The sequence below is a fragment of the Candidatus Pantoea multigeneris genome, assembly GCF_011752615.1.
In the GTDB taxonomy this organism is placed as follows: Bacteria; Pseudomonadota; Gammaproteobacteria; order Enterobacterales; family Enterobacteriaceae; genus Pantoea; species Pantoea multigeneris.
Window position 1 is genome coordinate 460,201 of record NZ_VWXF01000002.1, and the last position, 12,623, is coordinate 472,823.

Genomic DNA, 12,623 nt, shown 5'->3' on the forward strand with positions numbered 1-12,623 from the left:
AGACCGGGCTTGGTTTTTGGCCCATTCGGGATGACAAACAGGAGTTTGCGCGGTATTTTACGCGATGCCTTGATGATTGCGGGAGATGGCAGCAAGATGGCACATAATTTTCACATTCTGCTTTTGAACGGCCCCAACCTAAACCTGTTGGGAACACGTGAGCCCGAGAAGTATGGGCACACCACTTTGCCGCAGATCGTCGCCGATTTGACGCAGCAGGCTGACCAACTTGGTGTGAAATTAAGCCATCTGCAATCAAATGCGGAACATCTATTGATTGACCGTATTCATGAAGCCAAAGGCAATGTGGATTACATTGTGATCAATCCCGCAGCCTTCACGCATACCAGCGTTGCACTGCGCGATGCCCTGTTAGGCGTGAGCATCCCCTTTATCGAAGTGCATCTGACTAACGTGCACGCCCGCGAGCCTTTCCGTCATCACTCCTATCTTTCTGATGTCTCCGCTGGCGTCATCTGTGGACTGGGTGTCGATGGTTACTCCTGGGCTTTACAAACAGCGGTAAAACGCTTGTCTCAATTCAATTAACAAGAGTACGGAACCACACTCATGGATATTCGTAAAATCAAGAAGCTGATCGAACTGGTAGAAGAATCTGGCATCGCTGAGCTGGAAATCTCCGAAGGCGAAGAGTCTGTTCGTATCAGCCGTGCACCGGTTAATGTCGGTTATCCTGTGATGCAGCAGGCGTTTGCTGCTCCAGCACCACAACCTGTTGCTGCGCCAGTAGCAGCACCTGCTGCTGTTGAAGCTGCACCTGCACCTGCAGCAGCTGAAGTGAGCGGCCATCTGGTTCGTTCACCAATGGTTGGTACCTTCTACCGCACCCCAAGCCCGGATGCAAAAGCGTTCGTGGAAGTGGGCCAGCGCGTCAATGTAGGCGATACCCTGTGCATCGTTGAAGCGATGAAAATGATGAACCAGATCGAAGCGGATAAAGCGGGCGTCGTGAAAGCGATCCTGGTTGAAAGTGGACAACCGGTTGAATTTGACGAGCCACTGGTCGTCATCGAATAACGAGGCGAACCATGCTGGATAAAATTGTCATTGCTAACCGTGGTGAGATCGCTCTGCGTATCCTCCGCGCGTGTAAAGAGTTAGGCATCAAGACCGTTGCGGTTCACTCAACTGCTGACCGTGACCTGAAGCATGTGCTGTTAGCAGACGAAACCGTCTGCATCGGTCCGGCGCAGTCGGTTAAAAGCTACCTCAACATTCCAGCCCTGATCTCCGCAGCCGAGATCACCGGTGCTGTTGCTATCCACCCAGGGTATGGCTTCCTGTCTGAAAATGCGGACTTCGCAGAGCAGGTTGAAAACTCTGGCTTTATCTTCATCGGCCCACGCGCTGAAACCATTCGCCTGATGGGCGATAAAGTTTCGGCGATCACCGCGATGAAAAAAGCCGGCGTTCCTACCGTTCCGGGTTCAGACGGCTCACTGACTGAAGACATGGAAAAAAACCGTGCGTTTGCAAAACGCATTGGCTATCCGGTCATCATCAAAGCGTCTGGCGGCGGCGGTGGTCGTGGTATGCGTGTTGTGCGCAGCGACAAAGACCTGGAACAATCCATCAACATGACGAAAGCGGAAGCCAAAGCGGCTTTCAACAACGACATGGTGTACATGGAGAAATACCTTGAGAACCCACGTCACATCGAAATTCAGGTGATGGCGGATGGTCAGGGTAACGCTATCTATCTGGCAGAACGTGACTGCTCTATGCAGCGTCGTCACCAGAAAGTCGTTGAAGAAGCGCCAGCACCGGGCATCACGCCAGAGCTGCGTCGCTACATCGGCGAGCGTTGTGCCAAAGCCTGTATCGATATCAACTATCGCGGCGCGGGTACTTTCGAGTTCCTGTATGAAAACGGTGAGTTCTACTTCATTGAAATGAACACCCGTATTCAGGTTGAGCATCCGGTGACCGAGATGATCACGGGCGTAGACCTGATCAAAGAGCAGCTGCGTATTGCTGCCGGTCTGCCACTGTCGATCAAACAGGAAGATGTGATCATTCGCGGCCATGCGGTTGAGTGCCGTATCAATGCGGAAGATCCGAATACCTTCCTGCCAAGCCCAGGCAAAATCACGCGCTTCCATGCGCCAGGTGGTTTTGGTGTGCGTTGGGAGTCCCATATCTACGCCGGCTACAGCGTGCCGCCGTACTATGACTCCATGATCGGTAAATTGATCGCTTACGGTGAAAACCGTGATGTGGCGATTGCTCGCATGAAAAATGCGCTGGCAGAACTGATCATTGATGGGATCAAAACCAACGTTGAGCTGCAAATGAAAATCATGGCGGACGAAAACTTCCAGCTGGGCGGCACCAATATCCATTATCTGGAGAAAAAACTCGGATTAGCCACCTGAATTCAGAGAAGAAAAAAGCCAGCATATTTGCTGGCTTTTTTTGTGCCGTCAGAATTGATAAACAATACCGAGTGCCACCTGGTCATCACCGGCCAGGCCTAATTTATTATTACTGTTAATTTGGTTAATTTTCCAGGCGACAAACGTTTTGATATTTTTATTGAAGTTGTAGGTTAATCCCGGCTCGATAAATTTCAGCACATAGGCATCCCCCACACCTTCCACATGCTTCGCCTTGGTCTGAACGTAAGCAATTGTCGGGCGTAAACTGTTGAGGAATTGATATTGCAACGTTGCTTCAAAGCTTTCGGTTTGATTAGCAAAGCCACTCTCCCCCGTCAGGCTATTGCTGATGGCATACGCATTACGGGTTTGCCCGTAGAATGTGCCAAAATACCATTGATTAGCATCATATTTGGCCCCAACAGCCCAACTTTCACCCCGTTTCCCGCGACCATAAACGCCATCGGCATTCTGCGCCTGTGTGCGGTTCAGGTTGGCATACGCGCCGACAATGCTAATACCGGAACTCGTGCTGTACCCAAGCGAGGTGGCCCAACCGTCACCATTAGCACGGCTGATGGCATTCCTGTCATTTTTCCCCTGGTACTGTAAACCAACATTCAAACCCTCCACGAGACCAAAGAAATTGCGGTTACGGTAGGTAGCAACACCCGTGGAGCGGCCGCGCAGGAAGCCATCTGAGCTGCCGGTTGCGCCACCGAATTCGGGCAGAACGTCGGTGTAAGCAATCGCATCGTAGACCAGTCCATAGTTACGGCCATAATCAAAACTGCCATAGTTGCCGACTTTTATCCCGGCAAAACCCAGGCGCGTTTTGTTGTTTGTTTGTGCATCCGACCCTTCACTGTTATTCAACTGTGCCTGGTATTCCCACTGTCCGTAGCCGGTGATGAGATCATTAACGGTGGTCTGGCCGCGAAAACCAAAGCGCATATAGGACTGGTCGCCCCCCAGACTGTCATTATCTGACAGGTAATGCTCACCCTGAACCTTGCCGTACAGATCCAGTTTATTGCCGTCTTTATTGAAGATTTCCGCCGAATGGCTGACCCCTGAGATAAATAAAGTCCCTACAATGCACGTCCGTACAAAATCCCTCATCATTTAACCCTCGTTATATAATAGTATTTGAGTAATAACCAAAGCCCCTGAGTCGCACTCTGGTATATTATTGGGTGATTGTATTTTTAACTGAAAGATGCGTGCCTTTATTCGCGACATAAATAAAAAATCTTTTATCACCGAACCGCCAATTGAGCACTCTGTTACAATATGTTGAACATTGTGACACGGGATAAGATAATTTTGCTCTGCCCGGATAATCTTTTCTTATAACACCGAGACATATAAAAAACCTATTACCGCCGGTGTTAGCCCTTAATATTAGAAATTAAAAGCGACAAATACGCTGCTGACTTTTATCGTTATTTACGGAATAAACAGGGTGTTTAGTCACTCACCCGGTTTTTTTCCTTCCTCAGACAAGATCTGGCGCATCGCCTGTATCAAGGGCTCACGCGCCCGGCCGCGACGGTAGGCAAATGAGAAAGGAACGAGAAAGTTGAAATGATCGGGCAGCAGCCGCTGCAAAACACCACGCTGTTCCCAGCTGTGCGCATAGTGTTCTGGCAAATAGCCAATATATTTCCCGGACAGGATCAGCGTGAGTTGGGCCTCAATGCTTTCTACGGAGGCATTGCTGTGGCGGAACCCGCGTTTATTGACCTCCTGCTGGTTCCAGTAGTGGCGCGTCACCATGCCATTTTTTTGCACCCTCGCCACATCGACATGGCCTTGCGCCAGCGGATGCTGCGGGCTGCAATACAACCAGTGCTGCTCTTCATAGAGGGGGACCGTCACCAGGTTACTGGCGCGTAGCGGGAAATGGCCGATGGCTAACTCCAGCCGGTCTTCCAGCAGGTGTTGCTGTAACTCATTGGGTTCCCGCACGATCAGGTTTAAGAACACCGCAGGGAAGCGCTGATTAAAACGGGCAATGGCAGCGGGCAAATCCATCGACGTATCCGTGATGGTTGCATCGACAACCCCGAGGGAAAAGGTGCCTCCCTGCTCGCCTTTCAGCGTCTGCACCTGATTCTGCCAGACGTTCAGGGTCGCCAGCATCTCCTGGCTATAGCGATAAAATTGCTCGCCCTTCGCCGTCAGTGCAAAGCCTCCCCTGCCTCGCTTGCACAATACAAAACCGAGTTGTGCTTCCAGCTCGCTCATGTAGGCGCTGATCGCAGGCGTAGTCATATTCAATGCCTGTTGTGCACGCGAATAACCGTGGTTTTCCACCACGCTGGCGAAGACCTGAAGCAGTTTCAGATTGGGCAGCATATGCATAGGTTATCTTCAGTTGATGCAGTCTAAAGTTAAGTAATCTGTTAAGTGATTATCGGTGGTTTGCTATTTCAGCTGCGTCCGGTTCAGGCCATTATAGGATGTAAATTAACTAATGAAAATCAGTAGCCTGCCCGGTTCCCGGTGCAGAAAGGCTGCCCCAACTCTGAGAAAAGTATGACACAGCAAAATCTGGTTTTCCCGGCACGCGTGCTGCGTGGCGCGGGTGTAATCAATCAATTAGGATCAATTTGCGCCACGTTGGGTCAGCGTGCTTTGTTGATCGGTGGACATCAGGCATTGCAGGCAGTGGAAGGCATCGTGCGCGCGCAACTCGCGGCTGCCGATGTGAAAGTGCTGGCATCAACCTGGTTTGGTGGTGAAACCTCCATCAATCAGATCAACCGCTTAGCGGAGATGGCGCAGTCCCTTCAGGCGGACGTGATTATCGGTGCGGGTGGCGGTAAATCTCTCGATACCGTAAAAGCCGTCGGTGCGCAGTTAGGCTTGCCAGTGATTACCCTGCCTACCATCGCCGCAACCTGCTCCGCCGTCACCCCGCTAAGTATTCGCTACGATGATAACGGCAACTTTTTCGATATTTTCCCTCTGCCTGTCGCCCCCGCCGCGGTGATTATTGACAGTGAACTGTTAGCCAAAGCACCACCGCGCTGGTTAGCGGCCGGGCTGGGTGACACGCTGGCAAAGTGGTATGAGTTCCGTGCGGTGAGCCTGCTGCATCCGGCTGAAACCGGCAATGCACGCTCCTCTCTGGCGCACAGCCAGATTTGCTATCAGGTCATTGCCGAGCAGGGTCCAGCCGCGTTCAAAGCCGCCCAAAGCGGTTTAAGCAGCGCGGCCTTAGACCAGGTGTTAGATGCCATCTTTACCTGGGCAGGATTAACGTCGCTGATGAGCAATGGCGCACATGCGGCGGCTTCTCACGCCATCTACGAAGGCTTTACCTTCTGCGATAAAACCCGTGAGTTTGGTCATGGCCTGCTGGTCGGTTTTGGCAACCTTTGCCTGCTGGCACTGGAAGATCGTCCGGATGATGAAATTCTGACAGAAATGCGCCTGGCCCGTGACTGCGGTGTCCCGCTGACCCTGAAAGAGATTGCCGAACTGGACAGCGCGGAACTGGCAACGGTCGTGCGTGAATCTGTCCATGCGCCAGATATGCAGAACATGGCGCGCACGGTGACAGAGGGGCGTCTGTTGGCGGCTATCGGTCGCATTGAGGCTCTGGCGTCACGGGTTTAAGGCGTAAACCTGCCCTCACTCAGCGAGCGTGAGGGCATTTATTCATCTGCCTGTCAGCCGATAACAAAAAAATACGCCATTTTTACGCTTTTTTTGCCTTTTCACGAAATCCCTGTTTCCCGCGTCTGGCTTCCGGCTGTGCAACATATTTCACCATTTCAGCCCAACGAACAGCACCTATCCCCTGAAAACGTTTATTTTCTGATTCCCTTGCGGAGGGTTAACGCCGCCGGTTAATCCAACTGAATTAAATGTGAAATTTAACTGAAATAATCCCACCGTAAATTTCGGCCTCTCTGACTCATCGGGAAGAATTAAACATGCTGAAGAAAAAATTATTACCCACTTGCGTGGGGACCGGGTTCATTTTGTTATCACACAGCGCAATGGCGCTGGAGATTAATTATGAGCACAAGTACGAAGATATCTCGAAAGAACATACGGATGAACTTGAGATATCCCATGACTTTGCCTCAGGCCTGGGCATTGGCACGAAATTTAAATTTAAGCCACGTGAAAAAGAGAACGGCGATGCCGGGCGTTTCTTTGGCCATCGGGAAATCACCGAGAAAGAGTTTAAAATTAACTACACGGCCGACATAACCAAAAGTTTCAGTGTCGAGCCTGGTTTTACCTTCGCGCTTAAAAAGGGTGAAGAGAAATACAAACCCTCACTGAAATTTAAATATCGGCCGTTCCACTCGACCAAACTCTCATTACGCTATCGGAAAGAGATCAGCGATCGGGATGAGAAAGCAACAAAACGAATGGACCGTGTCGATGCCGAAATATCACAAAGCATTGGCGACTTTAAATTAAGCTATACCTTTACTGGATATCATGCCAACGAGGATTTATATAATAACAAGCGTACGGATTTCGAACATAAAGTCGAACTGGGTTATCATTTAACTAAACATCTCACGCCCTTTATTGGGGTGAAGAACGTCTCAGTATCGAAAAAAACGTCTCAACGACAATCTGAGTTTATCACGGGCATCAGTTACGAATTTTGATCGGTGGAAATAATGAAAATGAAAAAAGCATTGGCATTACCGCTGTTGTTAGCCACGTTTTCTGCGGGTCTGCTTCCGGTCGCGGCTGCCGCTGAAAACCCGGCCTCCCGCTACCAGCTGGAGAAGGTCGTTATGTTGATCCGCCATGGTGTGCGGCCACAAACCGACACCGCCAGCCTGGAGAAAGCCACCGGTAAAACATGGCCAGAATGGGGCGTGCCAGACGGCAATCTCACCGGACATGGCTACGCTGGCATGCTGGCGCAGGGCGCGTATCAACTGGCAACCTGGCGTGAGCACGGGTTAAAGCTCAACTCAACCGGCACCTGTCCTGACCCGGAACAGGTCTTTCTCTGGGCCGCCCCCGATCAGCGCACCAAAGCCACCGGCGTTGCCCTGTTAGACGGGATGTTCCCAGGCTGTGGTGTCGCCATACATGCCACGTCGAATAAACACGACCCCCTGTTTGATACCGTCGAAATGGGTATTGCTAAACCCGATCAACAGGTTATTTCCCAGCAGGTGCTGGAGAAAATGGGATCGGCTGAAAATGCGCAACATAAATATCAGCAGTCGGTCAACGAATTACGCCATGCAGTCTGTGCGAATGAAGCGAAGAGCTGTGCATTCCTCGATAAACCCTGGGGCGTAGAAATAAACGAAAAGGGTAAGGCGAAATTAACCGGCCCGGTATCAAAAGGGGCATCAATAGGCGAAACCATTCGTTTGCAATACAGCGAAAACTTACCGCTTTCCCAGGTCGCCTTTGGCCATGCCAGTAATGCACAGCAGGTGAGTCAGTTAATGGCGCTGCACGCGGCAAAATATGATCTGGTGAGCAACACGCTTGAATATGCCAGCCACGGTGGTTCGGTATTAATGCGGCAGTTGCTACGTGCCATTACGCCAAATAAAAAGGGTGAATTAAATAGCCCGTTAGTCATTCTGGTCGGCCATGACAGTAATATCTCGCAAATTCAAACCATGTTGGGATTCAACTGGCAACTGCCCGTTTACCCCCGCAATGATATTCCACCGGGAGGCAGTCTGGTCATGGAACGTTATCGCGATACCCAAACCGGAGAGCAACTGGTCCATGTGACCTTCAGCGCCAGAACGTTAGATCAGTGGCGTGAACTCACCCCGCTGAATAACCAAAACCCCTTACCTGTGGCGGAGTTTATTCATTCTGGCTGCCATTCAAGTCCAGTGGGAGAACTTTGCCCGATGGAGACCTTCGTTAAAATTGGACAACAACATCTGGTGGCCGATGGTGCGGATGTCAGTGTGTTCAATTAACCGCTGATTAGCATTCCCGGTTATTTCTTGCTGCTCATTCAGCACCAGTAAAACACCTTGCTGACTGTGTATACCCTGTTTCCCCCCATCGTTACGATGGGGGTGAACCGCACCTGAAAATAATTGCACATATGTGCAAACCGTTCGCAAAACTGTCATATAGCGCCGCTATATTCCCGTCTGTCTTTCACCGCCAGGGGTAATCTGTGTCTTACCAATCCGACGTTCACCACCGCTACGCCGCGTGGCCTAAACTGCGCCATACGCTGGCCATTATTCGCCAGGAACCTGCTAATTTGCTGGCCGTGCTGCTGTTGCTGCTGTTCAGTGGGATCATTCTGGCCCCGGTCATTTCCGTGTTGTTGAACGCCGTACTGGTACAAAGCGGCGACGAGGGGCGTACCGCCGCGACTGAAGGTACCTTCACCAGCTGGTATTTGGTGCGCACGCTCAGCTCACGTATGTCTGATCTGCTGCTCTGGACACCGCTGCTGAATACGCTGGCCGTGGCGTTTAGCACCGTAGCAGGTGCATTGGTCGTGGGTGTGGCGCTGGCGTGGCTGATCAACCGTACGGACATGGCGGGCAAAAGGGGGTTCTCTACCCTGCTTATCGTGCCGTTTATGCTGCCTTCCTGGACCTTTGCCCTGGCGTGGAACACCCTGTTCAAAAATCACGCCATTGGCGGCCAGCCCGGCTGGCTGGAAGCGATGGGGTTTCAGACGCCCGACTGGGTCGCCTACGGCTATTTTCCCATCGTCGTGATTATGATGCTGCACTATGCGCCGCTGGTGATCCTGATTGTCGGCAATGCGCTGAAACGCATGGATAGCCAGATGGAAGAGAGTGCCCGGGTGCTGGGCGCATCCCGTGCTGCGATTGCTTTTAAAATCATCGTCCCGCTGATGCGACCCGCGTTGCTCTCGGCGGCGCTGCTGATCTTTGCTGACTGTATCGGCGAGTTCGCCCTGCCCTATATTCTTGGCTTACCGGTGCATTTCGATACCCTTTCTACCGGCCTGTATCGTGCCATCGGCACGCGCCAGTCCGGGGTTGCGGCAGTGATTGCTACGGTGATCATGTTAATGGGGATGCTGACCCTGGCGTTGGATATGAAAATGCTGCGTGAGGCAAAGCGTTTTGTCACCGTCGGGGGCAAAGGGGTGATGGATCGCCGTAGCCGCCTCGGACGCTGGCGGGTGGTTGCCAGCGCACTGCCGCTACTGTTTGTGCTGCTGGGCGTGGTGATCCCCCTGCTGACGCTGTTCCTGTCTACCATCATGACGCTGCCTGGCCGCTTCACCCGCGATAACTTCACGCTGGCTTACTGGATCGGGCATCACCTCGACACCGTCGCTATGCACAACGGGATCCTGCTGACCGCCGAATTCTGGCAGGCGATTGGCAATACCTTGCTGATCGTCGGTTCAGCTTCCGTGGTCTGCGGTGTGCTGGGCCTGCTGGTGGGCTATGCCGTGATGCGCAGCCACTCTCGCTGGCTCTCCTCCGCGCTGCGCCAGCTCACTTTCCTGCCCTACCTGGTGCCTGGCATTGCGTTTGCTACGGCATTTCTTTCGCTGTTTGCCGTCGCCCGAGGCCCGGTGCCCGCGCTCTACGGCACGCCGTTTATTCTGGTGCTGGCATTAATAGCAGAAAAAATGCCCTACGCCAGCCGTTCAGGCATTGCCGCGATGACCCAGTTAGGGAAAGAGGCGGAGGAAGCCGCACGCATTGCCGGTGCCGGATGGTTCGCCCGCCTGCGCCAGATTGTGATCCCGATTCAGGCAGCCCCGCTAGCCACCGGCATTTTGCTGCCGTTTATCTCGGGGATCAAAGGCGTCAGCTTATTCGTCATTCTCGCCACCCCGGCGACGGATGTCATGACCACCTATTCCCTACGTTTGATTGACTACAACTATCAGCAGGCGGCCAACGCTGTGGTGCTGATGATCGCCCTGATTTCATGGGCTGGCACGGTGTTGATCCAGAAGGTCACCGGCACCGGCCTGGCAGAAAGCCTGGAGAAATAACATGCCCACTATTCAGTTAAGCAACCTGACGAAAACCTATCCAGGCAGCACCACGCCTGCGGTCAATAACATCAACCTGACGGTGAACGATGGCGAGTTTCTCTGCCTGCTGGGGCCTTCCGGCTGCGGGAAGACGACAATTCTGCGGATGATTGCCGGCATTGAGCACGCCAGCGGTGGAGTGATCAGCATCGGCGATAAGATCGTCGATTCCGTGGCACACGGTACCTACATCCCACCGGAGAAGCGCGGTGTCGGCCTGGTGTTTCAGAGCTACGCGCTCTGGCCGCACATGACCGTAGAACAAAACGTCGATTTTGGTCTGCGTCTGCAAAAAGTCGCGACCAAAGAGCGTATCGCACGCTGCCAGGACGTGATGGAAAAATTACGCATTGCCGATTATGCCAAACGCTACCCGGCGCAGCTTTCCGGGGGACAACAGCAGCGCGTTGCCCTCGCACGTATGCTGGCAGTGAACCCCGGCGTGCTGCTACTGGATGAACCGCTTTCCAATCTGGATGCGACCCTGCGCCTGGAAATGCGTAATGAACTGCGCCGCCTGCATGAAACTTTCGGCACCACCATTGTTTTCGTGAGCCACGATCAGTGGGAAGCGATGACGCTGGCAACCACCATTGCAGTAATGAGTGCCGGGCATGTGCAGCAAACGGGCACGCCAGATGAAATTTACGCCACGCCAGCCAACCGTTTTGTCGCGGAGTTTATTGGCACACCACGCCTGAATCTGATACCGCTGCATCAGCAACACAGCCAACTGTCGCACCACCTGCACCAGCGTTTTGCCCTGCACGACCACACCCAGCTGTGTGGCATTCGACCTGAAGAAGTGGTGATCAGTGAAGGGACCAGCCGTGACAGCGTGCCGGTGACCATCAACAACATTATGCCCACCGGAGGCAGCTGGGTGATTGAACTGGCCGTGGGGGAAGATCGCTTACTGCACTCGACTCAACTGCGGCCACGCTGGCAGATGCATCAGCAGGTTTACTGCCAGCTACCGGCTTCCTCCCTGCACTTTTTTAACCACAACGGATTGCGCCATCAGGTTGCAGCTCACTAACCCTTTTTCTCACACGCCAGGAACCCTTATGTCGCGTCATTTAACCGCTTTGATTATCGCCCTGCTGGGGAGCGCATCCGCCCAGGCTGAGACGTTCAACCTGCAACAGCTGATTGCCGCCGCAAAGCAGGAGCAGCCGATTACCGTTTACGCCTCCACCGGGAAAATCGTGGAGCAGGCAAAAGCATTCAGCAAATTGTATGGCTTGCAGGCCAACGGTGTGAAAGCGGATGCACCACAAATCATTGAGATCATGAGCCGCGAAGCCCAGGCGCATAACGTGCGCACCGATGTGGCGATTGTGGAAGATACGCCAGCGGGTATCACTCAGCTCCTGAAAAAAGGCTACGTCCAGAGCTGGGTACCGGACGATCTTAAAGGCACCATCGCGGCCAATTATCAGCAGCCGCTGACGGTGGTGCTGGCCCCCAATGTCTTTGCCTATAACAAGGCGCACCATACGACCTGTCCGGTGACCAACATCTGGCAGTTAACCGAAGCCAAATGGCACGGCCGGGTGGCAATGCAGGACCCGACCAGCAAGCCGGCTTACACCGACTGGTTCAGCCAGATGGAAACCCATTATGACCAGCAGGTGCGTGATGCCTATCAGCAAGAGTTTGGCAAGCCGCTGCACACCGATGAAAAGTCTGCCACGGCGGCCTTTGTGAAGGCGCTGGCGGAGAACGGTGTGTTGCTGACCCACTCAGACAATGATGCGGCCTCCGCCATTGGCGCACCGGATGGTAAAACCGATTTTGTGGGTCTGGTCTCCACCGCCAAGTTCCGCGATAACAAGCAGGGTATGCAGCTCGCATTATGTAGCGGCATGAAACCGTTTATCGGCTGGAATTACCCGAGCCTTGGCGTGGTGGCGACCGGTACAAAAAGCCCGAACACCGCCAAACTGTTCATTCACTACCTCCTGACCGCTGAAGGCATCGCGCCGCAAGGCGTCGACGGCAAAATGTCCACCAACGACACGGTGAGCCTCCCGGCGGATGAAGCCTCAGGCATTGAAAAATATCGCGGTGAATTAATGCAGTACCTGACAGCGAGCGCGCAGGAAGACTGGAACAGCCGTCAGGACTGGCAGGACATCTGGAGCCTGAACTACCAAAAATAGCCTTCCGACACGCTGGGTGTCGGCATTCCATTTTTCATGACAGGT

11 protein-coding genes are annotated in these 12,623 nt (G+C 53.1%); 9 read left to right on the forward strand and 2 right to left on the reverse strand.

Features of this window, described 5'->3' with window-relative positions:
• Positions 1-96: 96 nt before the first annotated feature.
• From aroQ to accC, 3 genes are read left to right on the forward strand one after another with little or no spacing between them, the layout of a single operon-like run.
• A complete protein-coding gene (gene aroQ, locus F3J40_RS07570) occupies positions 97-549 on the forward strand; it encodes a type II 3-dehydroquinate dehydratase (RefSeq protein ID WP_026042353.1) in 453 nt (150 codons plus the stop codon).
• A 21-nt stretch (positions 550-570) separates the two neighbouring features.
• On the forward strand, positions 571-1,038 hold the full coding sequence (gene accB / locus F3J40_RS07575) for an acetyl-CoA carboxylase biotin carboxyl carrier protein (RefSeq protein ID WP_167013382.1): 468 nt from the start codon (positions 571-573) through the stop codon (positions 1,036-1,038).
• Positions 1,039-1,049: 11 nt separating this feature from the next.
• Complete coding sequence (gene accC / locus F3J40_RS07580; protein ID WP_167013384.1) at positions 1,050-2,396, forward strand: acetyl-CoA carboxylase biotin carboxylase subunit; 1,347 nt, start codon at positions 1,050-1,052, stop codon at positions 2,394-2,396.
• Positions 2,397-2,444: 48 nt separating this feature from the next.
• Here the strand turns inward: accC and F3J40_RS07585 are convergent, their stop codons facing one another.
• Both F3J40_RS07585 and F3J40_RS07590 read right to left on the reverse strand, forming a co-directional pair.
• Entirely contained in the window at positions 2,445-3,524 is a 1,080-nt protein-coding gene (locus F3J40_RS07585) for a porin (protein ID WP_304623112.1), read from the reverse strand.
• A gap of 348 nt (positions 3,525-3,872) precedes the next feature.
• On the reverse strand, positions 3,873-4,766 hold the full coding sequence (locus F3J40_RS07590) for a LysR family transcriptional regulator (protein ID WP_167013386.1): 894 nt from the start codon (positions 4,764-4,766) through the stop codon (positions 3,873-3,875).
• 174 nt (positions 4,767-4,940) lie between these two features.
• Between F3J40_RS07590 and F3J40_RS07595 the strand changes: the two genes are divergently transcribed.
• From F3J40_RS07595 to F3J40_RS07620, 6 genes are all read left to right on the forward strand, one after another.
• Positions 4,941-6,026 carry an iron-containing alcohol dehydrogenase family protein gene (locus F3J40_RS07595; protein ID WP_167013388.1) on the forward strand — a complete coding sequence of 362 codons (1,086 nt, stop codon included), beginning with the start codon at positions 4,941-4,943 and terminating at the stop codon, positions 6,024-6,026.
• A 320-nt stretch (positions 6,027-6,346) separates the two neighbouring features.
• Positions 6,347-7,042 carry an oligogalacturonate-specific porin KdgM family protein gene (locus F3J40_RS07600; protein WP_167013390.1) on the forward strand — a complete coding sequence of 232 codons (696 nt, stop codon included), beginning with the start codon at positions 6,347-6,349 and terminating at the stop codon, positions 7,040-7,042.
• An 18-nt stretch (positions 7,043-7,060) separates the two neighbouring features.
• The gene (locus F3J40_RS07605) at positions 7,061-8,341 is read left to right on the forward strand and encodes a histidine-type phosphatase (protein ID WP_240155333.1); all 1,281 of its coding nucleotides are present in this window, start codon (positions 7,061-7,063) and stop codon (positions 8,339-8,341) included.
• Between the two features lie 206 nt (positions 8,342-8,547).
• Positions 8,548-10,371: an ABC transporter permease gene (locus F3J40_RS07610; RefSeq protein ID WP_167013394.1), complete on the forward strand. Its 1,824-nt coding sequence runs from the start codon at positions 8,548-8,550 to the stop codon at positions 10,369-10,371.
• A 1-nt stretch (position 10,372) separates the two neighbouring features.
• Positions 10,373-11,452, forward strand: a complete 1,080-nt coding sequence (locus F3J40_RS07615; protein WP_167013396.1) for an ABC transporter ATP-binding protein — start codon at positions 10,373-10,375, stop codon at positions 11,450-11,452.
• 28 nt (positions 11,453-11,480) lie between these two features.
• On the forward strand, positions 11,481-12,578 hold the full coding sequence (locus F3J40_RS07620; RefSeq protein ID WP_167013398.1) for an ABC transporter substrate-binding protein: 1,098 nt from the start codon (positions 11,481-11,483) through the stop codon (positions 12,576-12,578).
• The last annotated feature ends 45 nt before the right edge of the window (positions 12,579-12,623 follow it).